Below are 24,666 nucleotides of genomic sequence, written 5' to 3'. Positions count from 1 at the left end.
ACCGCCGGTTCATCGGCCGCTCGCCACGCTCGGCGCCACAGGACAATCAACGCTCCATGAAAGAGACCATCGTTTCGCTGCTCGAAGGCGCCCTCGACACGCTCAAGCAGCAGGGCATGCTGCCCGCCGACCTCGCCCCGCCCATCAAGGTCGATCCGACCCGGGACAAGGCCCACGGCGACTACGCCACCAACCTCGCACTGATGCTGGCCAAGCCCGCCGGCAAGACGCCCCGCGAGCTGGCAGAGGCCCTGATCGCCGCCCTGCCTGAGAGCAACGCCATACGCCAGGTGGAGATCGCCGGCCCTGGCTTCGTCAACTTCTTTGCCGCTACCGATGCCGCCGCTCAGGTGGTGAGCCAGGTGCTCGACTCGGGTGATGCCTATGGCCGAAGCCTGACCGGACAGGGTGGCAAGGTTCAGGTGGAGTTCGTCTCCGCCAACCCCACCGGGCCGCTGCATGTGGGTCACGGCCGCGGCGCGGCCATTGGCGACTGCATCTGCCGCCTGCTCGAGGCCACCGGTTTCGATGTCACGCGCGAGTTCTATTACAACGACGCCGGCGCCCAGATCAGCAATCTGGCGCTCTCGGTCCAGGCCCGCTCCAAGGGACTCGACCCCGAGGATGAGAGTTGGCCTGCGGACGGCTACCGCGGCGGCTATATCATCGACGTGGCCAACGCCTACCTTGCCGGCGATACGGTCCATGCCGATGACCGCCACGTTACCGCCAAGGGCGACCCGGACGATCTCGACGCCATCCAGGCCTTCGCCGTGGCCTACCTGCGCCGCGAGCAAGATCTCGACCTTAAAGCCTTCAGCGTTCACTTCGACGTCTACTTCCTGGAATCCTCTCTCTACCAGGACGGTAAGGTCGAGGCCGCCGTCGAGCGCCTGATCGAGAAGGGGCACACCTATGAGCAGGACGGAGCCCTGTGGTTGCGTACCACCGACTTCGGTGACGACAAGGACCGGGTGATGCGCAAGTCCGACGGGCAGTACACCTATTTCCTGCCCGACGTGGCCTACCATTTCGACAAATGGCAGCGCGGCTTCAGCAGCGTGGTCAATGAGCAGGGCGCCGACCACCACTCCACCGTGACCCGGGTACGCGCCGGCTTGCAGGCCCTGGAGGCCGGCATTCCCCAGGGCTGGCCCGACTACGTACTGCACCAGATGGTGATGGTCACCCGCTCAGGCGTGGAGGTGAAGCTCTCAAAGCGCGCCGGCAGCTATGTCACCTTGCGCGATCTGATCGACGAGGTCGGCCGCGACGCCACGCGCTTCTTCCTGGCCGCTCGCCGTGCGGATTCCCAGCTGACCTTCGACATCGACCTGGCCCGCTCCCAATCCAACGACAACCCGGTCTATTACGTGCAGTACGCTCACGCCCGGGTGTGCAGCATGCTGCGACGCACCGAGTCCGATGGCCTGCCTTTCGACTACCCCCTGGCCATGGCTAACCTGGGTCTGCTCGAGGAAGCTCAAGAGAAGGCTCTCATGAACCGCCTGGCTCGCTATCCCGAGGTGGTGGAGCATGCCGCCGCCTCCCGTGAACCCCAGCAGATCGGCCAGTACCTGCTGGACCTGGCCGCCGACTTCCACACCTGTTACAACGCGGTGAAGGTGATGGTCGAGGACGACGCCCTCCGCAACGCCCGCCTGTCCCTGGGCCTGGCCACCCGCCAGGTGCTGCGCAACGGCCTGGATCTGATGGGAGTCAGTGCCCCCGAGGAGATGTAAGTCATGGCGACCCGTAAACAGCCGCCCCCGAAGCGGCGAGGCGCCACCAGCAGCCGCCGCCAACCTGCCAAAAAGCCGCGCGGCGAGTGGCGCTTGCCTGGATGGATATGGGGCCTGGCCGGCCTGGCAGCCGGCTTCCTCCTCTCCCAGCATCAGCTCGGCGTGGCCCCCTGGCAGGTGGAGGATTCCCCTCTGGCCACAGTGCTGCCGCGCAGCGCCCCGCCGGAGACCCAGGAAAAACCCTCGGCCCCGGAAGCGCCCAGCGAACCGCGCATGCCTACCTTCGAGTTCTATACGCTGCTACCGGAGTCCGAGGTGATTGCCCCGCGCAGCGAGATGCCCGCCTCGACGGCGCGTCCGCCGGCACCGCCTGCCGCCGAGGAGACGGCTACCGCCGATGCCGGCGACGATCCCATCGCCCAGGTGATCGCCGCCAACCTGGCCGCCGACAGTGCCCCGGAGCCCGCCGCCAACGACCACCGCTACATGCTGCAGGCGGCCTCCTTCCGAGAACCCAGCGATGCCCAGCAGCTGCAGCGCCGGCTGCGCGACTTCGGCTTGCTGGCCCAGGTCAGCGAGGTCAAGGCCTCCGGCGGCGATACCTGGCATCGCGTTCAGGTCGGCCCCTACAGTGACAACCTCGAACTCAACCGCGCCCAGGACCTCATGGTGACCCAGGGCATCGAGCCGCTACTGATTCGTCTCCAGAACTGACCACCTCTGACGGTTGAAATCCTCCCGGTGCGCCCGCACCTATCACATCAGACCATTCACGGCGCCCGGACCATTTCCGCGGCGCCGACAGTTATCGGGAGCCACCCGCTCCCCCAAGGAGATCCTCCTCCATGACCACGATCGTATCCGTACGCCGGGGTGATCAGGTGGCACTGGCCGGTGATGGTCAAGTGTCGCTGGGTAACACCGTGATGAAAGGCAATGCCAGCAAGGTGCGTCGCCTCTACCGCGGTGAAGTGCTGGCAGGCTTCGCCGGCGGCACCGCCGACGCCTTTACCCTGTTCGAGCGTTTCGAGGCGCAGCTGGATAAGTACCAGGGCAACCTGGTCAAGGCCGCCGTGGAGCTGGCCAAGGACTGGCGTACCGACCGCGCCCTGCGCCGCCTCGAGGCGCTGCTGGCCGTGGCCAACAAGGATGCCTCGCTGATCATCACCGGCAACGGCGACGTGGTGGAACCCGAGCGCGGCATCATCGCCATCGGCTCCGGCGGCAACTTCGCCCTTGCCGCGGCCCGGGCGCTGCTCGAGAACACCGACCTGTCGGCGAAGGAGATCACCGAGAAGTCGCTGAACATCGCCGGCGACATCTGCGTGTTCACCAACCACAACGTCACCCTCGAAACGCTCTGAAGGCCGCCACCATGACCCAGATGACCCCCCGCGAGATCGTCCACGCCCTGGACCAGTACATCATCGGCCAGCAGGATGCCAAACGCGCCGTCGCCATCGCCCTGCGAAACCGCTGGCGGCGCATGCAGCTCGACGCCGACCTGCGCCAGGAGGTGACGCCCAAGAATATCCTGATGATCGGCCCCACCGGGGTGGGCAAGACCGAGATCGCCCGGCGGCTGGCCAAGCTGGCCAAGGCCCCCTTCATCAAGGTGGAGGCCACCAAGTTTACCGAAGTGGGCTATGTGGGCCGCGACGTCGACTCGATCATCCGTGACCTGACCGAAGCCGCCATCAAGCTGGTGCGCGAGCAGGCCAAGGAAGAGGTCGGCCACCGCGCCGAGGACGCCGCCGAGGATCGCATCCTTGATGCCCTCCTGCCGCCGCCCCGCGGTCAGGAGGATGAGCCACGCCAGGACAGCTCGACTCGCCAGATATTTCGCAAGAAACTGCGCGAGGGTCAGCTTGATGATAAGGAAATTGACATCGAGCTCACCCAGCAGGGGCCCAATGTCGACATCATGACCCCGCCGGGCATGGAAGAGATGACCCAGCAGCTCTCCAGCCTGTTCTCCGGCATGGGCAAGCAGAAGACCGAGACCCGCCGGGTCGCGGTCAAGGATGCCTTCGCCCTGCTGCGTGACGAGGAGGCCGGCAAGCTGGTCAACCAGGAGGAGATCAAGGCGCGTGCCATCGAGGCGGTGGAGCAGCACGGCATCGTCTTCCTCGACGAGATCGACAAGGTCACCAAGGGCAGCGGCCAGTCCAGCGGCGGCGAGGTCTCCCGCGAAGGCGTTCAGCGCGACCTCCTGCCGTTGATCGAGGGTTCCACGGTGTCCACCAAGCACGGCATGGTGAAGACCGACCATATCCTGTTCATCGCCTCCGGCGCCTTCCACCTGTCGCGCCCTTCAGACCTGATTCCCGAATTACAGGGCCGCCTGCCGATTCGCGTCGAGCTCAACGCCCTGACGCCGGAGGACTTCAAGCGCATCCTCACCGAGCCTTCTGCGGCGCTGACCAAGCAGTATCAGGCGCTGCTGGCCACCGAAGGCCTGGCGATCGAATTCACCCCCGATGGCATCGAGCGCATCGCCGAGATAGCCTGGCAGGTCAACGAGGGCACCGAAAACATCGGCGCGCGCCGCTTGCACACTGTGATGGAGCGCCTGCTTGAAGAAGCCTCATTCAGAGGCAGCGATGTCGGTACGCCGCTGACCATCGACGCCGACTACGTGGACTCCCAGCTCGGTGAACTGGCCAAGGACGAGGATCTCTCTCGGTATATCCTATGACAGCTCCTATCCCGACCCGAGTGCACTACCACCGCAAGGCCCAGGAGCTCGAACTCGGTTATGACGACGGCAAGAGCCACCGCCTGCCCATCGAGTATCTCAGGGTCTTCTCCCCCTCCGCCGAGGTGCGCGGCCACGGCCGCGATACTGCCACCCTGCAGGTGGGCAAGAAATTTGTCGGCCTTAAGGACATCACCCAGACCGGCCGCTATGCCCTCAAGCTGCACTTCGACGACGGCCATGACAGCGGCCTGTTCAGTTGGGACTACCTGAGGTGGCTGATCGAGAACCGCGAGACCAACTGGGCCGACTACCTGCAGCGACTGGAGGATGCCGGCGCCAGCCGCGAGCCGCTGGGCATCGAGATCAAGCAGCTCTAACCCCTTCAAGACAATCGCCGCGCGGGGAGGCTACAATGGCGCTCATCCGAGGCACCGCCTCTGCCATGCAGCGATTCGGGAGCCCTATCGCATGAGCGCCAACCCCAGCTCCAGGGACAATCAGACCACCCACTTCGGCTACCAGGAAGTACCCCTCGAGGAGAAGGCCTCCCGCGTGGCCGACGTCTTCCACTCCGTGGCCGCCCGCTACGACGTCATGAACGACCTGATGTCGATGGGCATCCACCGCCTGTGGAAGCGCCTGACCGTCGAACGAGCCGGGGTGCGCCCGGGCCACAGCGTGCTCGATATCGCCGGAGGCACCGGTGATCTGACGCTCAAGTTCTCGCGCCTGGTGGGGCCACGTGGCCGGGTGGTGCTGGCCGACATCAACGAGTCGATGCTGCGCGTGGGGCGCGACAAGCTGCTGGATCACGGCGTCGGCGGCAACGTCGAGTATGTCCAGGCCAACGCCGAATGCCTGCCCTTCCCCGACAATACCTTCGATTGCATCACCATCGCCTTCGGCCTGCGCAACGTCACCGACAAGGACGCCGCCCTGCGCTCCATGGCCCGGGTGCTCAAGCCCGGCGGACGCCTGTTGGTGCTGGAATTCTCCAAGCCGCCCAGCGCCCTGCTCTCGAAGGCCTACGACGAGTACTCCTTCCGCCTGCTGCCGAAGATCGGCGAGCTGGTGGCCAATGACGCCGACAGCTACCGCTACCTGGCCGAATCGATCCGCATGCACCCGGATCAGGAGACGCTCAAGGCGATGATGGAGATGGCCGGCCTGGAGCGGGTGGAGTACACCAACCTCACCGGGGGCATCGTTGCCCTTCACCGCGGCATCAAGCTCTGAGGTGGGCATGGCGTTGACCTCGACCCTGCTGCTGGCCGGCCTGGAGCGCACCCTCAACGCTCTGCTCGCTCGAGACCCTGCGGCCCCCTCTCGCTTGGCCCGGCTCGCCGGTCAGCGGCTGCTGCTGCGCCTGGAAAACCCCGAGCTGGCCCTGGCCATCCATTACCACCCCCACGGCCTCGACCTGCTTCGCCCGGACGGTATTGCCGACGAGGCCTTTGACGCCGTGGTGGAACTCGACGCCGAGACCGCCGGCGCGCTGCTCGGCGGCGCCTCGATGGAACGACTGATGTTCCAGGGCCGACTGGGGGCGCGCGGACGCCTCCCGTTGCTGGAGGCGACCCGAGATCTGCTGCTCGATCTCGACCTGGACTGGGAGGGGGAACTGGCCCGCTGGCTCGGGGATATCCCCGCCAACAGCCTCGCCGAAGGACTGCGCCGCCTGGGCCGCTTCGGGCTGCGCACCCGCGAGGAGTTTCGCGCCGACCTTTCGGAGTACCTGGTGGAAGAGGCCCGCCTGCTGCCGGGCCGCCCCCAGCTGGAGGTGCTGCGCGACCACCTCACCGAGCTCGAGGTCTCTGCCGATCGCCTGGAGGCGCGTCTGGCCAGACTGCACCGCCTCCTGGCGGCTCGGAGAGACGGGCGGGTGGCGCCATGATGCTGCTGAGGCTGCTGCGCATCATCTGGGTGATCACTCGCTTCCGGCTCGATACCCTGATTCCCCTGGAGCGGCTGCCCTGGGTGCTGCGCACCCTGCTGCGCCTCTCGCCGCTGCGGCTGGTGCCCATCGGTGAGCGCTCTCGCGGGGCACGCCTTCGCCTGGCGCTGGAATCGCTGGGACCGATCTTCGTCAAGTTCGGCCAGATGCTCTCCACCCGCCGCGACCTGCTCCCCGAGGACATCGCCGACGAGCTGAAGCGGCTGCAGGATCAGGTACCGCCCTTCCCCAGCGACCAGGCCCTCGCGGTGGTGGAGGATGAGCTCGGCATGACCGTGGCGCTGGCCTTCGCCCGCTTCGACGCCGACCCCATGGCCTCGGCCTCCATCGCCCAGGTGCACGGCGCGCGCCTGCACACCGGCGAGGAGGTGGTCGTCAAGATCATCCGTCCCACCATCGAGCGGATCATGCGTCAGGACATGGCCCTGATGTACCGCTTCGCCCAGTTCCTGGCCCTGGTGCCAGAGGCCCGCCGCCTGCGCCCGGTCGAGGTGGTGCGAGACTACGAATCCACGCTGTTCGACGAGCTCGACCTGCACAAGGAGGCGGCCAACACCTCCCAGCTCAAGCGCAACTTCAAGAACTCGCCGCTGCTCTACGTGCCGGCGATTCACTGGGAGCTGACCCGCCAGCGCGTCATGGTGCAGGAGCGCATCTACGGCATTCCGGTCGCCGACATGGCGGCACTCGAGGCGCAGGAAACCGACCTCAAGAAGCTCGCCGAGCGGGGGGTGGAGCTCTTCTTCACCCAGGTGTTTCGCGACAACTTCTTCCATGCCGACATGCACCCGGGCAATATCTTCGTCACCCGGGGCAAGCCCCATGATCCCCAGTACATCGCCATCGACTGCGGCATCGTCGGCAGCCTCACCCGAGAGGATCAGGACTACCTGGCGCGCAACCTGCTGGCCTTCTTCCATCAGGACTACTACGAGGTGGCGGCGCTGCACATCGAGTCCGGCTGGGTCGGCGAGAATACCCGGGCCAACGAGTTCGCCGCGGCGATACGTACGGTGTGCGAGCCGATTCTCGAGAAGCCGCTCAAGGACATCTCCTTCGGCCAGGTGCTGCTGGGCCTGTTCCAGACCGCCCGGCGCTTCGACATGGAGGTCCAGCCCCAGCTGGTGCTGCTGCAGAAGACCCTGCTCAACATCGAGGGGCTGGGCCGCCAGCTCTACCCCGACCTGGACCTGTGGACGACCGCCAAGCCCTTCCTCGAGCAGTGGATGAAGGAACGCGCCGGCGCGTTGGGCTTCTGGGAGTCCCTCAAGCGTCAGGCTCCGGAGTTGACTCGCCGGATGCCCGAACTGCCCGTACTGGCCCATCAGGCGCTATCCCAGATGGATCAGGAGAAACGGCAGCGCCGCCACCAGGGCGAGGCGCTCGGCGGCATCCGCCGGCAGCTGGCCCTCGAAGGCCGCCGTGGCCGCCGACTGCGCCTGGGGCTGCTGCTGCTGGCCCTGGCGCTGGCCTGGCAGCCATTGGCTCAGTGGGCCGCCGGCCAGCCCTGGCCGGCCCTCGCCGCCGCCATCATCGGCCTGGCCCTGCTGGCCTGGCACTGACCCGAATTTGCGCCCCGACTCCCCACCACCTTCATGCTCGACAGCAACGGAGCCTTCATCCATGAGCGACATTCTCGACCGCCTGCAAGCTGTCCTGGATCAACGCCGCCACGCGGATCCTCAGGATTCCTACGTAGCCGCCTTGCATCACAAGGGCCTGAACAAGATACTCGAGAAAGTCGGCGAGGAAACCACCGAGACCCTGCTGGCCGCCAAGGACGCAGAAGGCGGCGGAGAGGCGGAGCGCCAGGCCCTGATCGCCGAAACCGCCGACCTGTGGTTTCATAGCCTGGTGATGCTGTCGCACCTCGACCTCGATCACCGCGCGGTACTCGACGAACTGGGGCGCCGCTTCGGCATCTCCGGCCACGACGAGAAGGCCGCCAGGCCCCAGTAGATTCCAGGCCTCAAGAATTCCAAGCCTCAATAGACGCCAAGACACACCAGATTCACAGGGCCCCCGGACCGGCCGGGGGCCCCTATCCAGAGGAAGCACTCATGTTAGGTGGTATCAGTATCTGGCAGCTGCTGATCGTACTCGGCATCATCATCCTGGTCTTCGGCACCAAGAAGCTGCGCAACGTCGGCACAGATCTCGGCGGGGCCGTGAAGGGCTTCAAGAAGGCGATGAGCGAAGAGGAAAAGGCTGAAAAAGCCGAGGAAGAAACGGAACAGCAGGCCCAGGCGAAGGTGGACCACAAGGAAGAGACCAACACCTACGACGTCCAGGCCGAGCGAAAACCCGAAGAACAGGAAGAGCGAAAGTAAGCCACCATGTTTGATATCGGCTTTCTCGAACTCATGTTCATCGGCGTGGTGGGTCTGCTGGTGCTGGGCCCGGAGCGACTGCCCAAGGCAGCTCGCACTCTCGGGCTGTGGATCGGCAAGATCAAGCGCACCGTCTCCGGCATGCAGCGTGACATCAGCGCCCAGCTGGAGGCCGAGGAGCTGCGCCAGAAGCTCAACGAGCAGCAGAAGAAGCTCGACGAGAGCGTGCGCCAGGTCCAGCGCGACGTCGAAAGCCTGGCCGAGCCCGACCGCCCCGCCGACCCGCCCCGCAAGCGCGGCACGGACAAGACACCGGCGCCGGGCCCTGAACAGCGCCTGGACGACGCCCTGGCCCGTGCCCGCCGTGGCGGTTCAGACGGCGATGATGAACGCCCCGATGAACGCCCCGTGCCTTCCGCCGCCGACAAGGACGCTTCCTCACGATGAGCAAGACCGGTGACAGCCCGGAACAGCAGCAGGCCACGCTGATTGAACACCTGATCGAACTGCGCTCGCGACTGCTGCGCAGCGTGGTCGCGATCCTGGTGATCTTTCTGGGTCTCTACGCCTTCGCCAACGACATCTACACCTTCGTCGCCCAGCCGCTGATGGCACTGCTGCCGGAGGGGTCGCAGATGATCGCCACCGAGGTGGCCTCGCCCTTCCTGGCGCCCTTCAAGCTGACCCTGGTCGTGGCGGTGTTCATCGCCATTCCCTATGTGCTGCACCAGGCCTGGGCCTTCGTGGCTCCGGGCCTCTATGACAACGAGAAGGCCCTGGCGATGCCGATCCTGGCCTCCAGCGTGCTGCTCTTCTACGCCGGGGCCGCTTTCGCCTACTACGTGGTCTTCCCGCTGCTGTTCCAGTTCTTCACCCAGACCGGGCCGGAGAACGTGGCGGTGATGACCGATATCAACTCCTACCTCAACTTTGTTCTCAAACTGTTCTTCGCTTTTGGCGTCGCCTTCGAGATCCCCATCGCCACTTTTCTGCTGATCGCCTCAGGCGCCACCACCGTGGAGAGCCTCTCCAAGAAGCGGCCCTACATCATCCTCGGTTGCTTCGTGGTGGGCATGCTGCTCACCCCGCCGGACGTGATCTCCCAGAGCCTCCTCGCGGTACCCATGTACCTGCTGTACGAAGTCGGCCTGCTGTTCGGCCGCCTGGCTCAGCGCAAGAAGCAACGTCGCGAAGCGCAAGGTGAGACGGAGAGGGACTAACAAAGCACGCCCCCCCTGACAAGACAAGACACCCCTGCCGGATGAGAACCGGCAGGGGTGTCCCGGGAAGAGCGGTTGGTAGTCTGAGCTGAGCCTCCCTGTCGCCTACCGGTCTGTTGCCTACAGGTCCATCATCTCGTCAATGCGGTCGACCAGCTTGAAAATACCGGTGGCCGCCTCGCTGATGCGAGTCGCCAGCATGTAAGCCGGGGTCGTGACCACGCGGTTCTCGAAGTCCACCACGATATCTTCCACAGCACAGGTGCGGTGCAGGCCGCCCATGGCACTGATCGCCCCGGAGACGCCCGGATCGTGGCCAATGGTCACGGCGATTCCCGGGCCCAGCAGTTTGGGCACCATCACCGGGGCGATGCACATCAGCCCGATCGGTTTGCGTGTCTCCTGAAAGTCGGCCAGGGCCTCCTTGAGTTCGTCGAGCACCTCCATGTCGGCCCCCGCCTCGGCGAAGCTGGAGAGATTCTTGGCTGCCCCAAAGCCGCCCGGCAGGATCACAGCATCAAAGTCGTCGGCGGCAAGCTCCGAGAGCGGTGAGATCTCGCCACGTGCCAGGCGCGCCGACTCGGTCAGTACATTACGGGATTCGCCCTTGGCCAACTCGCCGCTGCGGTGGTCGATCACGTGGTGCTGCTCGACATCGGGGGCAAAGCAGCGATAGCCGATGCCCAACTGGTCGAGCCGCAGCAGAGTCAGGGTGGTCTCGTAGATCTCGGCGCCATCAAAGACGCCGCAGCCCGAGAGGATCACCGCCACCTGTTTCGTCATGCCTGTCTCCTTGCAAGGGTCACCCGCCAATCAGCGGGCCCAATGATCTGATCCGATACTCTAGAGCGTACGCCCGGGTGCGACAAGGCGAGACTTTCGGCGCACGGGTGCGCTGATATACTCGTGGACAGCGCCGAACGAAAGTCATCAAACTGTCATCCCGTCGCGCCAGACTGTCGTCAGCGCGGTGACACTGCTGGAGAATTGCCTTGAGTTTCATGACCACCCGCCAGTTTCCTGTGACCCGCCTGCGCCGCATGCGTCGCGACGACTTCTCGCGTCGGCTGATGCGCGAGAACACCCTGACGCCCGCCGACTTGATCTGGCCGGTGTTTGTGTTGGATGGCGAGAATCAGCGTGAAGCAGTGCCTTCCATGCCCGGTGTCGAGCGCCTGTCACTGGATCTGCTGATCGAGGAAGCCCGCGAGGCACATCTGCTCGGCATCCCTGCTCTGGCGCTGTTCCCGGTAGTCGATGCCTCGCTTAAGAGCGAGCTGGCCGAAGAGGCCTACAGCGCCTCGGGCCTGGTTCAACGCAGCGTTCGGGCCCTCAAGGAAGCATTGCCTGCACTCGGTATCATCACCGATGTGGCGCTGGACCCCTACACCAGCCACGGCCAGGACGGCATCATCGACGATGAAGGCTATGTGCTGAACGACCGTACCGTGGAGACACTTCTCAAGCAGGCACTCTCCCACGCCGAGGCCGGCGCCGACGTGGTGGCACCCTCCGACATGATGGACGGGCGCATCGGCGAGATCCGCCGGGTGCTGGAGAAGGAACATCTGGTCAACACCCGCATCATGGCCTATAGCGCCAAGTACGCCTCGCGCTACTACGGCCCCTTTCGCGATGCGGTGGGCTCCTCTGCCAACCTTGGAAACGCTGACAAGAGAACCTACCAGATGGACCCGGCCAACGGAGACGAGGCGCTCCACGAAGTGGCCCTCGACCTCGCAGAGGGCGCGGATATGGTAATGATCAAGCCCGGCATGCCCTATCTGGACGTGGTGCGCCGGGTGAAAGATGAGCTGAAAGTGCCTACCTTCGCCTATCAGGTCAGCGGCGAATATGCCATGCACATGGCAGCGTTCGAGAACGGCTGGCTGGACGCCGACAGCGTGATTCTCGAGTCCCTGACTTGCTTCAAGCGGGCCGGCGCCGACGGCGTATTAACCTATTTTGCCAAGCGGGCGGCGCGCCTGCTGGCCCAGTGACGGAGGGGGCTGCGCCCCTTCCAGGACCCGAAGAGAGTTACCCATGGAAGACCGCAGCCCAGAATCCGCCACGCCCTTGCCCGAGCTTCACGTCGCCGACGCGCCGGGCGATGAGGCCGCATCCGACACGCCGGCACCGCGTCTCAATCAGACCCGCACCGGCATCAAGCCAAAGGCACTGCCGGAGGCGGAGCTCGACGACCCGAGTCTCTACTTCAACCGTGAGCTCTCCCATCTGCAGTTCAATATCCGGGTGCTGGAACAGGCCCTGGACGACGCTCACCCGCTGCTCAACCGGCTGATGTTCCTGCTGATCTTCTCTTCGAATCTGGACGAATTCTTCGAGATCCGGGTTGCCGGCCTCAAGCACCGAGTGGCGCTGGGCGATGAAGGCACCGGCTTCGACGGACGCTCTCCGAGTTCGGTCATCGCCGAAATCTCGAAGATCGCCCACGAGCAGATCGAACGACAGTACCGCATTCTCAATGAAGTGCTGCTACCGGCGCTGGAGGAGCGAGGGCTGCGCTTCCGGCGGCGCAGCGAGTGGACCGAGGCCCAGCACGCCTGGGTGCGCGACTACTTCGATGAGGAAATCATGCCGGTAATCAGCCCCATCGGGCTGGATCCTTCCCATCCGTTCCCACGCTTGGTCAACAAGAGTCTCAACTTCATCGTCAAGCTCGAGGGCAAGGACGCCTTCGGCCGCGAGGGAGGGCTGGCCATCCTGCCGGCACCCCGCTCGCTGCCGCGGGTTATCGCCCTCCCCACCGAACTGTGCGAAGAGGGCTTCAGCGAGGCCGTCTTCCTCTCCTCGATGATCCATGCCCACGCCGAAGAGCTGTTCCCGGGCATGACGGTACGCGGCTGCTACCAGTTCCGGCTGACCCGGAACGCCGACATGACAGTGGATCCGGAAGAGATCTCGGACCTGGCCTCGGCGCTGCGAGGCGAGCTGCTGGCCCGCCGCTACGGCAGCGGCGTGCGGCTTGAAGTGGTCGACACCTGCCCCGACGAGTTGGCGGCCTTCCTGCTTAGGGAGTTTGCGCTGGGCGAGGACGACCTCTATCGGGTCAAGGGCCCGGTCAACCTGACCCGCATGATGTCGCTGCTGGGCGATCTGCAACGTCCCGAACTCTTCTACCGCCCCTACATTCCGGGGCTGCCCAAGAACCTCAAGAAGGATGGCAGCCTGTTCGATGTCATTGCCGCAGGCGATATCCTCCTCCATCACCCCTTCCAGTCCTTCTCACCGGTGGAGGATCTGCTCGCCGAGGCGGCCCGGGACCCCTCGGTGCTGGCCATTAAACAGACTCTCTACCGCACCGGTGCCGACTCCCCCATCGTCAACTCGCTGGTGGAGGCGGCCCGTGGCGGCAAGGAGGTGACGGTGGTCATCGAACTGCGCGCCCGCTTCGACGAGGCAGACAATCTGGTGCTGGCCTCGCGCCTCCAGGAGGCCGGTGCCATCGTCATCTACGGCGTGATGGCCTACAAGACCCACGCCAAGATGATGCATATTGTCCGTCGCGAGAAGGGTCGGCTACGCTATTACGTGCACCTGGGCACCGGTAACTACCACTCGAAGACCGCCAAGCTGTATACCGACTACAGCCTGCTCACCGCCGACGAGGCGCTCTGCGAGGACGTCCACCAGGTGTTCCAGCAGTTATCGGGAATGGGCCGCGCGCGACATATCGAGACCCTGCTGCATGCGCCCTTCACGCTCCACGAGGGGATGGTGGCGATGATCGAGCGCGAGGCGGAGCATGCCCGCCGTGGCCGCCGCGCCCATCTGATCATCAAGTGCAACTCGCTGACCGAACCGAAGCTGATCCAGGCGCTCTATCGCGCTTCCCGCGCCGGCGTCGAATGCGACCTGATCATCCGCGGCATGTGCTGCCTGCGGCCCGGGGTCCCCGGCGTGTCGGATAACATTCGGGTGCGCTCGATCATTGGTCGCTTCCTGGAGCACACCCGGGTGTTCTACTTCCAGAACAACGGCAAGGCCGAGGTATGGGCGTCCAGCGCAGACTTCATGAGCCGCAACATGTTCCACCGGGTAGAGACCTGCTTCCCACTGGTCGACAAGAAACTTGCCGCTCGGGTGCGCAAGGACCTGGAGACCTACCTGGTGGACAACTGTCAGAGCTGGCGGCTGCAGCCCGACGGCAGCTACGTCAAGCAGCAGCCAGGCGACGCGGCACCGATCAGCGCCCAGGAGACGTTGCTCTATGCCTATGCTGCCAAGGCCTGATGGCTACCGGAGAAAAGGGCGCCCCCAAAGCGTGAAGCTCGCAGAAAGAGGGGGCGACAAAGGAATCGGGAAAGGAAGGCAGGAAAGGCGAATCAGCCGCGTTTGAAGGCGGCCAGGTCCTGTGGATCAAAGCCGTCGACCCGCTCGGGCAGGCCACTTTCCTGGCGGGCCAGATACACCTTCTGGCGCTCGGCGAGCAGCTCGGAATCGTCGTCCAGAGTGCGCCCGTTGAGCTCGGCGAGCTGGGCCATACCCTGATGGTAGAAGGTGAGAATGGCCAGCGCCGTCCCGTTCCCCTCCTCCACGGCGCGGCGCAGCGCGGGCAGGTAGGCGCTGACACGGGACAGATGGTGTTTGAGCTGCCAGACGTAGCGCATTTCGGTCATCCAGGGGCGCTCTCGCAGCACAGCGAAGATCATGCTGGTGGTCACCAGTCCCAGCAACACGCCCACCACGTTGAGCCAGAAACCACCGTCGAAGGCGAGCTGCAACAGCTGGGAGAAGATCAGTCCGAAGACGATCAGCTGGCCAGCCATGGCCAGGCTGATCAGTCTGCCCTTGCGGCGGTAGGTCTCGGGATCGTGCTCTTTGAACCGGAAGGACATGAGGACTCCTGGGTGGTGAATCGGAAATGAACAGGATTATCCCGACTACGCCTCGCGGGGTATAGGGTTAACGCAAGCGTTCGGCGGCACTTTGCAGCAGATGCTCGGTGGTCTCCCAGCCGATGCAGGCGTCGGTGACCGAGACCCCGTGGCGCAACCGGCCAGGCGCTAACGCCTGCTTGCCCTCGTGCAGGTGGCTCTCGATCATCAGCCCGGCCAGGGCCGTCTCCCCTGCCAGGCGCTGGGCCAGCACATCGAGGAACACCTGGCTCTGGCGGCGGTGGTCCTTGCGGGCGTTGGCATGGCTGCAGTCCACCATCATTCTCGGTGTGAGCCCGACCTCCTCCAGCGCGCGGCGCGCCGCCTGTACGTGCGCGGTCTGATAGTTAGGCTCGCCGTGGCCCCCGCGCAGCACAAGGTGGGTGTGGGCGTTGCCGACCGTCTGCTGGACCACTGGGCGCCCCTCCGGGTCCAGGCCGAAATGGCTGTGAGGGTGAGCAGCGGCGCGCATCGCGTCCAGAACGACTCCGATGTCACCGCCGGTGGCATTCTTGAAACCGACCACGGCATCGAGGCCGCTGGCCAGTTCGCGATGCAGCTGGGATTCCGTCGTGCGGGCACCAATGGCCACCCAGGCCAGCAGGTCCTCCAGGTAGGGCGCCAGCATCGGCTGCAACAGCTCGGTGGCCACCGGCAAACCCAGCGCGGTTATCTCGCGCATCAACTCCCGAGAGACTTTGAGGCCGCGGGCCATGTCATCGCTGCCGTCCAGATCCGGATCATAGGCCAGCCCCTTCCAACCCACGGTGGTGCGCGGCTTCTCCACGTAGACCCGCATGACCAGCAGCAGGCGGTCGGACACCTGCGCGGAAAGCGCGGCCAGGCGGCGAGCGTATTCCAGAGCCGCCTGGGGATCGTGGATGGAGCAGGGCCCGACGACCACCAGCAGGCGATCGTCACGGCCGGCGAGAATGTCGCGGATGGCCTGACGCTGATCCTCAATCTGTCGAGCCAAGTCGACTCCCAGCGGGAGCGCGCGGCGCAATTCACCGGCCGTTGGCAGCTGACGGCGGGTGATGTGAGACGCGGCGGCGCCTGAACTGGCAGCCTCATGCGCGACGGCGTCCGAATCAGTCCGGGTGGGAGCGGCGTCAAGGGAAGCGCTCATGGGTCATCAACTCCGAGTTGCGGTCAAATGTGGTGATGTTCGGGTGCAATCGACTGGCCCAGAACGCAAAACTCCCGGGGCGGGCCTGACAAGAGCGCCGTGGGGCGCGGCTCAGCGCAGGTGTCGCCCACCGTCCACGGGGAGGGTAACACCTGTTACAAAGCGGTTGTCGAGCAGGTAGCGCAGGCTCTGATAGATCACCCCGGGCCCTGGGACCATCTCCATGGCAGACTTGGCGCTGGCCTTCTCCGCGTAGGCCTCGTCGTCGCCCTCGTTGAGCATGATAAGCGCCGGTGCGATGGCATTGACCTGAATCGCCGGCGCATACATGGCAGCGAACGACAGGGTCAGGTTGTCCAGCCCCGCCTTGCTGGCCGCATAGGCCGCGTGCTTTTTTGAGCCCTTCTGCACTACATAGTCGGTCATGTGCACGATATCGCACTGAGGCTCGCTGCACGCCTCGAGCAGTCCGCGGGCGTGCAGATTGATCAGATAGGGGGCCAGCATATGCACCCGGAACAGCCGCTCGAAGGTGGCGCCGGCCTCCGGCCCGCTGGAATCCGGCGCCCAGTCGCTGGCGTTGTGGACGATGGCACGCAGCGACGAGGTCTCGGCCTTGAGCCGTTCGAGAAAATCGAGGATGCCCGCCTCGGTCGAGAAATCGGCCGGCAAGGTGACGATGCCCCGCTCCCGCAGCGCGTCGAGTTCGGGCCGCTCACGACGATAGCTGATGATCACCGGATGGCCGTCGTCGACCAGACGCTCGGCGCAGTGACGCCCGAGACGCTGGGCGCCACCGGTGATCAGGATCGGCGAGGCGCTCATTCACGGCGCTCCTTGACCAGGCTGCCGGTCACCGGGACCAGCGGGTCACGGGGCGCATAGGCGAAGACGTCTGAGAAGGTCCGCGAGGGCGATAACCCCAGCGAGGCCAGCACGTCTACGCAGGCGTAGACCATGCCCGGCGACCCAGAGAGATAAACGTCCTGGCCCGAGACATCGTCGAGCCCCTCGGCCAGGGCCTCGTCGATGCGCCCGCGGTGGCCGATTACTCCCTCTCCCGCCCAGGGCTCCTCGGGCGCCAGCTCGGTCACCGGGTGAAAGCGAAAGCCGGGATAGGCCTCGGCCCACTCCACGGGCAGGCGCTCCAGATAGAGTTGACGCCGCTCGCGGGCCGCCCACCACAGGTCGATCTGACGCCCGGGGTTCTGTGCCAGGGCGGCTTCCGAGATCGCTTTCATCTGGGAAAAACCGGTGCCGGCAGCAATCAGCAGCAGCGGGCGGGTACTGTCCGGATCGAGTGCGCAGTCCCCGCCGGGCAGACGCAGGGTCAGCCGGCTGGCTACCTGGACCAGCTCGCGCATCCGCGCGGAGTTTTCGCGCTCCGGCCAGTGCTGGATATGCAGCTCGATCATGCCGTCGCCGCAGTGGGCGTTGGCGATGGAAAAAGGTACCCAGGTCTCGTCGTCGAGTCTGAGCTCCAGGTATTGGCCCGGAGCGTGGGCCACCGCCTCGGGGCGGCCCTCCATCTGTACCCGGAAAACATCCGGGGTGAGGTCCTCGACCTCTTCGACCAGGCAGGTCAGGGTCCTTGGCGTCATGCATACCTCATGCGGTTGTCAGGGGGTCGTGTTATCGGGGAGCTCGATACCCAGCTCGTTCCAGCGCTCGCTGACGCGGGCCTTGACGGCCTCGTCCATAACGATGGGCACTCCCCATTCGCGGTCGGTCTCACCGGGCCACTTGCTGGTGGCGTCCATGCCCATCTTGGAACCCAGACCGGAGACCGGCGATGCGAAGTCCAGATAGTCGATGGGGGTATTCTCCACCAGCACAGTATCCCGGGCCGGATCCATGCGCGTGGTGATGGCCCAGATCACATCCTTCCAGTCCCTGGCGCTGACGTCATCATCGAGCACCACCACGAACTTGGTGTACATGAACTGGCGCAGGAAGCTCCATACGCCCATCATCACCCGTTTGGCGTGGCCCGGGTATTGCTTCTTCATGGTCACCACCGCCATGCGGTAGGAACAGCCTTCCGGCGGCAGGTAGAAATCGACGATCTCGGGGAACTGGCGGCGCAGAATCGGCACGAACACCTCGTTCAGCGCCAGCCCCAGTATCGCCGGTTCGTCGGGTGGCCGACCGGTGTAGGTGGAGTGGTAGATGGCGTCACGGCGCATGGTCATGCGCGTCACCGTGAACACCGGAAAGTGATCGATCTCATTGTAGTAGCCGGTGTGGTCGCCGTAGGGGCCTTCCGGGGCCGTATCATCCGGATAGATGAAACCCTCCAGGATGATCTCTGCCGAAGCCGGCACCTCCAGATCTGCGTGGCCGCACTGGACCAGCTCAGTGCGCGAACCTCTCAGCAGCCCGGCGAAGGCATATTCGGAGAGCGAGTCAGGCACCGGCGTCACCGCGCCGAGGATAGTCGCCGGGTCGGCGCCCAGTGCCACCGCCACCGGAAAGGGCTCGCCGGGGTGGGCCTTCTGGAACTCCTGGAAGTCCAGGGCGCCGCCGCGGTGGGAGAGCCAGCGCATGATCAGGCGATTCCTGCCCAGCTTCTGCTGGCGATAGATGCCTAGATTCTGGCGCCTCTTGTGGGGACCCCGGGTGATCACCAGCGGCCAGGTGACCAGCGGGGCGGCGTCGCCCGGCCAGCAGTGCTGGATCGGCAATCGACCGAGGTCCACCTCGTCGGCCTCATAGACCATCTCCTGTACCGGTGCCGAGCGAACCTTCTTCGGCCCCATACTCATCACCTGTTTGAAGATCGGCAGCTTGTCCCAGGCGTCGCGGAAACCCTTGGGAGGCTCCGGCTCCTTGAGAAAGGCCAGCAGCTCGCCCACCTCGCGCAGGGCGGCCACGGAATCCTGGCCCATACCCAGGGCAACCCGCTTCGGCGTGCCAAAAAGATTGCCCAGCAGCGGCATATCATGGCCTTTGACGTTCTCGAACAGCAGCGCCGGGCCACCGGCACGCAGGGTGCGGTCGCAGATCTCGGTGATCTCGAGGTAGGGGTCCACCTCGGCGGTAATGCGCTGGAGTTCGCCCCGGGCCTCCAGGGCGCTGATGAAGTCTCGCAGGTCCTTGTACTTCATTCGGTTTTCCCGGCTCCAATACGACAAAAGGAGGTAGCATAGCATGCTACCTCCCGGCAATTCGTACAACTATTGCACAATTTTATTGCACGCACTGCCCGCGCCGAACGCGTCTCAACGCCGCTTCATGGCCTCGAAGAACTCGAGGTTGGTCTTGGTATCCTTGAGGCGATCGATCAGGAACTCCGTGGCGGCGGTGTCTTCCATGGGGTTGAGCAGCTTGCGCAGGATCCACATGCGCTGCATCTCGTCCTCGGAGGCAAGCAGGTCCTCGCGGCGAGTACCGGAACGGCGGATATTCATCGCCGGGTAGACGCGGCGCTCGGCCAGCTTGCGATCCAGGTGAGCTTCCATGTTGCCGGTGCCCTTGAACTCCTCGAAGATCACTTCGTCCATCTTGGAGCCGGTATCCACCAGCGCCGTGGCGATGATGGTCAAGCTGCCGCCCTCTTCAATGTTGCGCGCCGCGCCGAAGAAGCGCTTGGGCTTCTCCAGGGCATGGGCATCCACGCCGCCGGTGAGCACCTTGCCGGAGCTCGGGACCACGGTGTTGTAGGCGCGCGCGAGACGGGTGATGGAGTCCAGCAGAATCACTACGTCCTTCTTGTGCTCGACCAGCCGTTTGGCCTTCTCGATCACCATCTCGGCCACCTGCACGTGGCGTGCCGGCGGCTCGTCGAAGGTCGAGGCCACCACCTCGCCGCGCACGGTACGCGACATCTCCGTCACCTCTTCCGGGCGCTCGTCGATCAGCAGCACGATCAGGTGGCACTCGGGGCTGTTGCGGGTAATAGAGGTGGCAATGTTCTGCAACATCAGCGTCTTGCCCGCCTTGGGCGGAGAGACCAGCAAACCTCGCTGGCCCTTGCCGATAGGCGCCGTAAGATCGATGATCCGCGCCGTGAGATCCTCGGTGGAACCGTTGCCGATCTCCATGCGCAGGCGCTCATCGGGGAACAGCGGCGTGAGGTTCTCGAACAGGATCTTGTGCTTGGCATTCTCCGGGCGGTCGAAGTTGATATCATTGACCTTCAGCAGCGCGAAGTAGCGCTCGCCCTCCTTGGGCGGCCGAATCTTGCCGGAGATGGAGTCACCCTTGCGCAGGTTGAAGCGCCGGATCTGGGAAGGCGAGACGTAGATGTCATCGGGTCCGGCCAGATAGGAGCTGTCGGCGCTGCGAAGGAAGCCGAACCCATCCTGCAGAATCTCCAGCACGCCGTCGCCGAAGATCGGCTCACCGCTTTTGGCGTGCTTCTTGAGAATGGCAAAGATGATGTCCTGCTTGCGGGAGCGCGCCAGGTTATCGATGCCCATCTCGCGGGCGATCTCCAGGAGATCCGGCACGGACTTTTGCTTGAGGTCGGTAAGATTCATCGGTGTGATCAGAGATTGCTCGTGGAAGCCGGGCGTCGGGGCGCCGCGTGTGGCGGGAGGCGAGACGATAACGCCTTGTGAGGTGCGTTCAGAGCCCGGAGAGGTATCACTCGTCATTTTTGTATCCAGATGGCCATGGGATAGGCAACCGCAGGGGATGGCCGGCCGATAGGAAGTCGAGGGAATAGATGCGTTTTCGCCTGACCAGCGGCTACGACTTGTCTGGGTATCGCTGGGAATAGTGGGCTGACTGACGACTTGGAATTGACCGAGACGGGATTACCGCAAGACGGTCATGGAGCATACAAAACAGGTGAACGCTTCGATACTAGACAAGGCCCTAGGGTAACGCAAGCCCCGCGGCGATTGACAGAGCGAGGGTCGCACCGCAACCTTTCTCACCAAGACAATTTCAAGGACTCACCATGACCTCGCCAGTGGAGCCGGCTCTGCCCCCCACACGACGCCTCGCCGCTATCGATCTGGGCTCCAACAGTTTTCACCTGTTGGTCGCCAACTATCAGGATGAGCGTCTGCAGGTGGTGGCACGACAGGGAGAAAAGGTGCAGCTGGCGGCCGGCCTCGACGAGGAGGGCTTGCTCGACGAGGTCACCATGGGGCGAGCCCTTGACTGTCTGGCCCGCTTTGCCCCCTTCGTGGAAGACATCGCCCCGGGACAGCTCAGGGTGGTAGGCACCAATGCCCTGCGGGATGCCGCCAACAGCCAGGCGTTGATCGAACGCGCCGAGGCACTGCTCAAATGCCCCATCGAGATCATCGCCGGACGTGAAGAAGCACGTCTGATCTACCTGGGGGCTGCCCATGCCCTGGCCGAGGGAGGGCGCCGGTTGATTGTCGATATCGGCGGGGGTTCCACCGAATTCATCATCGGCGAACGCTTCGAGCCGCTGGCGCTGGAAAGTCTGCGAATGGGCTGCGTGACCTTCACCCGGCGCTTCTTCGAAAACGGAGAAATCACCGACAAGCGCATGCGCAAGGCAGAACTCGCCGCGCTCTCGGAGCTGGCCAATATCCGGCGTCAGTACCGCGAGTTGGGCTGGGAAGACCCGGTAGGCTCCAGCGGCACTATCAAGGCGGCCGCTGCGGTGATCCACGCCGCCGGGGACGCCACCGAAGGTGTGATCACCCGGGAAGGGCTAGCCGCCCTGCGCGAGCGGCTGATCCGCTGCAAGCGCCTCGACAAGGTCTCCATGGAGGGTCTCAAGCCCGATCGGGCCAGGGTCTTTCCCGCCGGCATCGCGGTACTCGGCGCTGTCTTCGAGGCCTTCGGCCTGGAACAGATGCGTTACGCCGACGGCGCTCTGCGCGAGGGCGTGCTCTACGACATGGCGGGGCGCAACAGCCCGGAGGACTCTCGACTCAAGAGCCTGGAGCTGCTCGAACGCCGCTACGGGGTGGATGAGCGTCAGGCGACCAACGTTGCCACCAGTGCCGCGGCCCTGTTCGATCAGGTACGCGACGCCTGGGGGCTCGACGACGACCAGGCCCGGTTCCTTGGCTGGGCCAGCCGGCTTCATGAGATCGGGCTGGCGATCTCCCATAGTCAGTTTCATCGGCACGGTGCCTACCTGCTGGAGCACTCCGATATGGCGGGCTTCTCGCGCCCGGAGCAGCGCCTGCTGGCCTTTCTGGTACGCGCCCACCGCCGCAAGTTCCCGACCCGGGAATGGCAGGCACTGCCCGCCTCCGTGCAGCGCTCCCACGCCCGATTGGCCCGGCTTCTGCGCCTGGCGATGCTGCTCAACCACAGTCGGCCGGAGCAGCCGCCCGGCACACCCCGCCTGGAGGCCGACGGCGAGACGCTGCAGCTTTGGCTCGCGCCCGGCGAGGATCCCATGCTGCTGCTCACGGACCTGGAGCAGGAGTGCGCCTACCAGCAGGCTGCCGGCTTCACACTGACGCTAATGTCCGCGCCCTGAGCCTGACAACCCTGAGCGATAGTCTCTATGGCGACTCGCCCCGCCACCCTGACGCTACCACTAGCCAGCGCTCGGTCACCGGGTCGAGAACCGCCACCACCGTCTCACCGCTCCAGGCCACCAGCAGACGCTGGCGCTCCCATGGCGGCACCTCCAGTTCCTGCAGCAGCCGCTTGAGGTCGCGAGAGCCGCGACCCGCCAGCCGAATCCGTTCGCCTCCCTGGCGTTGCCGCAGCAGAAGCAGATCTGTCTCTTCCGCCGTATGGCTCAGTCCCACGGCGCAAATACCCAGCGGCGTCATCAGCGGCGTCTCGCCACTCCAACTCGTTCCCCAGCCCTCCGGCATGTGTCGCAGTGGTGCCAACAGGTAAAGCTGTTCGCGCCAGACCCGCGCCTCGACGCCCTCCCAGGCTACCCGCACCTCGGCATCCCGCTGCGATGCCAGCTGATCCAGCAGCGTTGTCAGGCGAGCCGCCGGCGGATTCGGCAGCCCCAATCTCGCGCAGGCGTGGCGCAGCAGCAGGCGCTGTCGGGCCGCAGACAGGGCCTTCAGCCCCTCGGTGGACAGGCGGGCCGGCTCTCCGCCCAGGCGCTCGAGATCGAGCTCTGCCAGTTCACCGAGCAGCCCTTCGGCCTCAAGGGCCAGTGCGGCGCTACGTGACAGCGACGCGGCGGCATGGGGCCAGCGCGCCGCCAATCTCGGCAATACGCTGTGGCGCAGATAGTTGCGATCGAGACTTTCATCGACGTTGGAGGCGTCCTCCATCCAGTCGAGCCCCAGGCGCGCCGCCTCCGCTTCGAGCTCGGCCCGGGCAATGCCTAGCAGCGGTCGCACCAGCCGGCGGCCCCGCCAGGCCCGTACCGGAGGCATGCCGGCCAGGCCGCGTACGCCGCTGCCGCGCAGGGCGGCGAGCAGAAAGGTCTCGGCTTGGTCGTCACGATGCTGGGCCAGCCACAGGGTGTCGCCCGGCGCCACGCGGCGAGCAAAGGCGGCGTAGCGCGCCTCTCGGGCCGCCCCTTCGAGTCCCTGCCCCGCCGCTGTGTCGACACTGACCCGTTCAACGAACAACGGCACGCCGAGCCGCGAACAAAGCCGGCGACAGTGGATCTCGAAGCCGTCGGCGTCAGCCTGGAGTCCGTGATGGACATGCAGAGCATGCAGCGGGCGAGGGTGACGACGGCACGCCTCGGTGGCCAGCGTCAGCAGCAGCGAAGAATCGAGACCGCCGGAGAGCGCCACCCACACGCAGCGCCCCGGCGAAGTATGGGCCAGGGCGCTGTCGATAAAAGCTTGCACGGGCATCCTGTTACGCAGGCGCCCCGTAGCTCATCAGACGCTTGTAGCGTCGTTCGAGTAGGGCGTCGGCATCCATGGCGTCGAGGCGGTCGAGGCTCGCCAGCAGCGCCTCCCTGACCCGCTCGGCGGTGGTGACCGGCTGGCGATGAGCACCGCCCAACGGTTCGGGTATCAGGGTATCGACGAAGCCCAGCTCCTGGAGTCGTTCAGCCGTGACGCCCATGGCCTGGGCGGCATCGGAGGCCTTCTCGGCGCTGCGCCACAGGATAGAGGCACAGCCCTCAGGAGAGATCACCGAGTAGGTGGAGTATTGCAGCATCGCGAGTTCATCGCAGACGCCGATGGCGAGCGCCCCGCCGGAACCACCCTCGCCCACCACGGTGGCGATAATCGGCGTGCGCAGGCGCGACATGACGGCCAGATTGTGGGCAATGGCCTCGGACTGGCCGCGCTCCTCCGCGTCGATACCCGGATAGGCTCCCGGCGTGTCGATAAAGGTCAGCACCGGCATCATGAAGCGCTCGGCCATCTCCATCAGTCGGCACGCCTTGCGATAGCCCTCGGGGCGCGGCATGCCGAAATTGCGACGAACCTTCTCCTTCACGTCGCGGCCTTTCTGGTGACCGATCACCATCACCGAGCGCCCATCAAGGCGGGCCACGCCCCCGACAATGGCGGCATCGTCGGCAAACTGGCGATCACCATGTATCTCGTCGAAGTCGGTGAAGACGTGCTCCAGGTAGTCCAGCGTGTAGGGGCGCTGGGGATGGCGGGAGAGTTGGGAGACCTGCCAGGGGGAAAGGTCCTTGAAGATGGATTCGGTGAGCCGACGGCTCTTCTCTTCAAGGCGACCGATCTCGTCGCTGAGGCTGACCTGGCTGTCATTGCCAACCAGACGCAGCTCTTCGATCTTGGCCTGAAGTTCAGCGATGGGCTGTTCGAAGTCGAGATAGTTGGGATTCATTGGCCGAATG

24 protein-coding genes are annotated in these 24,666 nt (G+C 65.1%); 15 read left to right on the top strand and 9 right to left on the bottom strand.

The features are described 5' to 3' along the window. The first annotated feature begins 56 nt into the window (after nt 1-56). The 12 genes from argS to tatC all read left to right on the top strand — a co-directional run bounded on the left by argS (nt 57) and on the right by tatC (nt 9,947). On the top strand, nt 57-1,742 hold the full coding sequence (argS, locus tag ACFODV_RS09555) for an arginine--tRNA ligase (protein WP_379758198.1): 1,686 nt from the start codon (nt 57-59) through the stop codon (nt 1,740-1,742). 3 nt (nt 1,743-1,745) lie between these two features. After that, nucleotides 1,746-2,456, top strand: coding sequence for an SPOR domain-containing protein (locus ACFODV_RS09550; RefSeq protein ID WP_379758195.1), 711 nt, complete (start codon nt 1,746-1,748; stop codon nt 2,454-2,456). 131 nt (nt 2,457-2,587) lie between these two features. Beyond that, entirely contained in the window at nt 2,588-3,106 is a 519-nt protein-coding gene (gene hslV / locus ACFODV_RS09545; RefSeq protein WP_379758193.1) for an ATP-dependent protease subunit HslV, read from the top strand. 11 nt (nt 3,107-3,117) lie between these two features. Next, nucleotides 3,118-4,440, top strand: a complete 1,323-nt coding sequence (gene hslU, locus ACFODV_RS09540; RefSeq protein ID WP_379758190.1) for an ATP-dependent protease ATPase subunit HslU — start codon at nt 3,118-3,120, stop codon at nt 4,438-4,440. Beyond that, complete coding sequence (locus tag ACFODV_RS09535) at nt 4,437-4,820, top strand: gamma-butyrobetaine hydroxylase-like domain-containing protein (RefSeq protein WP_379758188.1); 384 nt, start codon at nt 4,437-4,439, stop codon at nt 4,818-4,820. The genes hslU and ACFODV_RS09535 overlap by 4 nt, the downstream gene beginning before the upstream one ends. A gap of 91 nt (nt 4,821-4,911) precedes the next feature. After that, nucleotides 4,912-5,679 carry a bifunctional demethylmenaquinone methyltransferase/2-methoxy-6-polyprenyl-1,4-benzoquinol methylase UbiE gene (gene ubiE / locus ACFODV_RS09530; RefSeq protein ID WP_379758185.1) on the top strand — a complete coding sequence of 256 codons (768 nt, stop codon included), beginning with the start codon at nt 4,912-4,914 and terminating at the stop codon, nt 5,677-5,679. Nucleotides 5,680-5,686: 7 nt separating this feature from the next. Continuing rightward, nucleotides 5,687-6,337 (top strand): ubiquinone biosynthesis accessory factor UbiJ, encoded by a 651-nt coding sequence (locus tag ACFODV_RS09525; protein ID WP_379758182.1) that lies wholly within the window; start codon nt 5,687-5,689, stop codon nt 6,335-6,337. Further along, entirely contained in the window at nt 6,337-7,959 is a 1,623-nt protein-coding gene (gene ubiB, locus ACFODV_RS09520) for a ubiquinone biosynthesis regulatory protein kinase UbiB (protein WP_379758698.1), read from the top strand. The genes ACFODV_RS09525 and ubiB overlap by 1 nt, the downstream gene beginning before the upstream one ends. 61 nt (nt 7,960-8,020) lie before the next feature. Then, a complete protein-coding gene (locus ACFODV_RS09515; RefSeq protein WP_379758179.1) occupies nt 8,021-8,356 on the top strand; it encodes a phosphoribosyl-ATP diphosphatase in 336 nt (111 codons plus the stop codon). Between the two features lie 101 nt (nt 8,357-8,457). Then, nucleotides 8,458-8,727 carry a Sec-independent protein translocase subunit TatA gene (gene tatA / locus ACFODV_RS09510; RefSeq protein WP_379758176.1) on the top strand — a complete coding sequence of 90 codons (270 nt, stop codon included), beginning with the start codon at nt 8,458-8,460 and terminating at the stop codon, nt 8,725-8,727. Nucleotides 8,728-8,733: 6 nt separating this feature from the next. Beyond that, on the top strand, nt 8,734-9,174 hold the full coding sequence (gene tatB / locus ACFODV_RS09505) for a Sec-independent protein translocase protein TatB (RefSeq protein WP_379758173.1): 441 nt from the start codon (nt 8,734-8,736) through the stop codon (nt 9,172-9,174). Further along, complete coding sequence (tatC, locus tag ACFODV_RS09500) at nt 9,171-9,947, top strand: twin-arginine translocase subunit TatC (protein ID WP_379758170.1); 777 nt, start codon at nt 9,171-9,173, stop codon at nt 9,945-9,947. Before tatB ends, tatC begins: the two co-directional genes overlap by 4 nt. A 120-nt stretch (nt 9,948-10,067) precedes the next feature. On the opposite strand, the gene elbB is transcribed toward tatC, so the two are convergent. After that, nucleotides 10,068-10,730: an isoprenoid biosynthesis glyoxalase ElbB gene (gene elbB / locus ACFODV_RS09495; RefSeq protein WP_379758167.1), complete on the bottom strand. Its 663-nt coding sequence runs from the start codon at nt 10,728-10,730 to the stop codon at nt 10,068-10,070. 218 nt (nt 10,731-10,948) lie between these two features. On the opposite strand from elbB, the gene hemB reads away from it, so the two are divergent. Continuing rightward, complete coding sequence (gene hemB / locus ACFODV_RS09490) at nt 10,949-11,947, top strand: porphobilinogen synthase (protein WP_379758695.1); 999 nt, start codon at nt 10,949-10,951, stop codon at nt 11,945-11,947. Nucleotides 11,948-11,990: 43 nt separating this feature from the next. Further along, nucleotides 11,991-14,201 carry a polyphosphate kinase 1 gene (ppk1, locus tag ACFODV_RS09485; protein WP_379758164.1) on the top strand — a complete coding sequence of 737 codons (2,211 nt, stop codon included), beginning with the start codon at nt 11,991-11,993 and terminating at the stop codon, nt 14,199-14,201. A gap of 92 nt (nt 14,202-14,293) precedes the next feature. Here ppk1 and ACFODV_RS09480 read toward each other — a convergent pair whose 3' ends face one another. The 6 genes from ACFODV_RS09480 to rho all read right to left on the bottom strand — a co-directional run bounded on the left by ACFODV_RS09480 (nt 14,294) and on the right by rho (nt 20,455). Then, complete coding sequence (locus ACFODV_RS09480) at nt 14,294-14,806, bottom strand: DUF3087 family protein (RefSeq protein WP_379758161.1); 513 nt, start codon at nt 14,804-14,806, stop codon at nt 14,294-14,296. A gap of 67 nt (nt 14,807-14,873) precedes the next feature. Continuing rightward, a complete protein-coding gene (locus ACFODV_RS09475) occupies nt 14,874-15,974 on the bottom strand; it encodes a 3-deoxy-7-phosphoheptulonate synthase (protein ID WP_379758158.1) in 1,101 nt (366 codons plus the stop codon). Between the two features lie 111 nt (nt 15,975-16,085). After that, nucleotides 16,086-16,799 carry a dihydromonapterin reductase gene (folM, locus tag ACFODV_RS09470; protein WP_379758155.1) on the bottom strand — a complete coding sequence of 238 codons (714 nt, stop codon included), beginning with the start codon at nt 16,797-16,799 and terminating at the stop codon, nt 16,086-16,088. Then, entirely contained in the window at nt 16,796-17,575 is a 780-nt protein-coding gene (locus ACFODV_RS09465; protein WP_379758152.1) for an NAD(P)H-flavin reductase, read from the bottom strand. Before ACFODV_RS09465 ends, folM begins: the two co-directional genes overlap by 4 nt. A gap of 18 nt (nt 17,576-17,593) precedes the next feature. Next, nucleotides 17,594-19,081 (bottom strand): 4-hydroxy-3-polyprenylbenzoate decarboxylase, encoded by a 1,488-nt coding sequence (ubiD, locus tag ACFODV_RS09460; protein ID WP_379758149.1) that lies wholly within the window; start codon nt 19,079-19,081, stop codon nt 17,594-17,596. Between the two features lie 114 nt (nt 19,082-19,195). Beyond that, nucleotides 19,196-20,455 carry a transcription termination factor Rho gene (gene rho, locus ACFODV_RS09455; RefSeq protein WP_379758692.1) on the bottom strand — a complete coding sequence of 420 codons (1,260 nt, stop codon included), beginning with the start codon at nt 20,453-20,455 and terminating at the stop codon, nt 19,196-19,198. 425 nt (nt 20,456-20,880) lie between these two features. On the opposite strand from rho, the gene ppx reads away from it, so the two are divergent. Next, nucleotides 20,881-22,395, top strand: a complete 1,515-nt coding sequence (gene ppx, locus ACFODV_RS09450) for an exopolyphosphatase (RefSeq protein ID WP_379758146.1) — start codon at nt 20,881-20,883, stop codon at nt 22,393-22,395. Nucleotides 22,396-22,420: 25 nt separating this feature from the next. On the opposite strand, the gene tilS is transcribed toward ppx, so the two are convergent. Together tilS and ACFODV_RS09440 are read right to left on the bottom strand one after the other, a co-directional pair. Then, nucleotides 22,421-23,698 carry a tRNA lysidine(34) synthetase TilS gene (gene tilS, locus ACFODV_RS09445; RefSeq protein ID WP_379758143.1) on the bottom strand — a complete coding sequence of 426 codons (1,278 nt, stop codon included), beginning with the start codon at nt 23,696-23,698 and terminating at the stop codon, nt 22,421-22,423. Nucleotides 23,699-23,702: 4 nt separating this feature from the next. Beyond that, the gene (locus ACFODV_RS09440) at nt 23,703-24,656 is read right to left on the bottom strand and encodes an acetyl-CoA carboxylase carboxyltransferase subunit alpha (RefSeq protein ID WP_379758140.1); all 954 of its coding nucleotides are present in this window, start codon (nt 24,654-24,656) and stop codon (nt 23,703-23,705) included. Between the last annotated feature and the right edge of the window lie 10 nt (nt 24,657-24,666).

Source organism: Halomonas tibetensis (genome assembly GCF_042643535.1).
In the GTDB taxonomy this organism is placed as follows: domain Bacteria; phylum Pseudomonadota; class Gammaproteobacteria; order Pseudomonadales; family Halomonadaceae; genus Halomonas; species Halomonas tibetensis.
The sequence above is the reverse complement of the archived record's forward strand: the minus strand, read 5'-3'. Positions and strand labels throughout refer to the sequence as shown.

Excerpts from the sequence above, each read along its gene's own strand:
- ACFODV_RS09525 (WP_379758182.1), top strand. The coding sequence starts at position 5,687 with ATGGCGTTGACCTCGACCCTGCTGCTGGCCGGCCTGGAGCGCACCCTC.
- ACFODV_RS09515 (WP_379758179.1), top strand. The coding sequence starts at position 8,021 with ATGAGCGACATTCTCGACCGCCTGCAAGCTGTCCTGGATCAACGCCGC.
- ubiD (WP_379758149.1), bottom strand. The coding sequence starts at position 19,081 with ATGAAGTACAAGGACCTGCGAGACTTCATCAGCGCCCTGGAGGCCCGG.
- ubiB (WP_379758698.1), top strand. The coding sequence starts at position 6,337 with ATGCTGCTGAGGCTGCTGCGCATCATCTGGGTGATCACTCGCTTCCGG.
- elbB (WP_379758167.1), bottom strand. The coding sequence starts at position 10,730 with ATGACGAAACAGGTGGCGGTGATCCTCTCGGGCTGCGGCGTCTTTGAT.
- ACFODV_RS09440 (WP_379758140.1), bottom strand. The coding sequence starts at position 24,656 with ATGAATCCCAACTATCTCGACTTCGAACAGCCCATCGCTGAACTTCAG.
- folM (WP_379758155.1), bottom strand. The coding sequence starts at position 16,799 with ATGAGCGCCTCGCCGATCCTGATCACCGGTGGCGCCCAGCGTCTCGGG.
- tatC (WP_379758170.1), top strand. The coding sequence starts at position 9,171 with ATGAGCAAGACCGGTGACAGCCCGGAACAGCAGCAGGCCACGCTGATT.
- ACFODV_RS09475 (WP_379758158.1), bottom strand. The coding sequence starts at position 15,974 with ATGAGCGCTTCCCTTGACGCCGCTCCCACCCGGACTGATTCGGACGCC.
- ppx (WP_379758146.1), top strand. The coding sequence starts at position 20,881 with ATGACCTCGCCAGTGGAGCCGGCTCTGCCCCCCACACGACGCCTCGCC.
- ppk1 (WP_379758164.1), top strand. The coding sequence starts at position 11,991 with ATGGAAGACCGCAGCCCAGAATCCGCCACGCCCTTGCCCGAGCTTCAC.
- hemB (WP_379758695.1), top strand. The coding sequence starts at position 10,949 with ATGACCACCCGCCAGTTTCCTGTGACCCGCCTGCGCCGCATGCGTCGC.
- ACFODV_RS09550 (WP_379758195.1), top strand. The coding sequence starts at position 1,746 with ATGGCGACCCGTAAACAGCCGCCCCCGAAGCGGCGAGGCGCCACCAGC.
- hslV (WP_379758193.1), top strand. The coding sequence starts at position 2,588 with ATGACCACGATCGTATCCGTACGCCGGGGTGATCAGGTGGCACTGGCC.
- ACFODV_RS09480 (WP_379758161.1), bottom strand. The coding sequence starts at position 14,806 with ATGTCCTTCCGGTTCAAAGAGCACGATCCCGAGACCTACCGCCGCAAG.
- hslU (WP_379758190.1), top strand. The coding sequence starts at position 3,118 with ATGACCCAGATGACCCCCCGCGAGATCGTCCACGCCCTGGACCAGTAC.
- rho (WP_379758692.1), bottom strand. The coding sequence starts at position 20,455 with ATGAATCTTACCGACCTCAAGCAAAAGTCCGTGCCGGATCTCCTGGAG.
- tatA (WP_379758176.1), top strand. The coding sequence starts at position 8,458 with ATGTTAGGTGGTATCAGTATCTGGCAGCTGCTGATCGTACTCGGCATC.
- ubiE (WP_379758185.1), top strand. The coding sequence starts at position 4,912 with ATGAGCGCCAACCCCAGCTCCAGGGACAATCAGACCACCCACTTCGGC.
- tilS (WP_379758143.1), bottom strand. The coding sequence starts at position 23,698 with ATGCCCGTGCAAGCTTTTATCGACAGCGCCCTGGCCCATACTTCGCCG.
- ACFODV_RS09535 (WP_379758188.1), top strand. The coding sequence starts at position 4,437 with ATGACAGCTCCTATCCCGACCCGAGTGCACTACCACCGCAAGGCCCAG.
- ACFODV_RS09465 (WP_379758152.1), bottom strand. The coding sequence starts at position 17,575 with ATGACGCCAAGGACCCTGACCTGCCTGGTCGAAGAGGTCGAGGACCTC.
- tatB (WP_379758173.1), top strand. The coding sequence starts at position 8,734 with ATGTTTGATATCGGCTTTCTCGAACTCATGTTCATCGGCGTGGTGGGT.
- argS (WP_379758198.1), top strand. The coding sequence starts at position 57 with ATGAAAGAGACCATCGTTTCGCTGCTCGAAGGCGCCCTCGACACGCTC.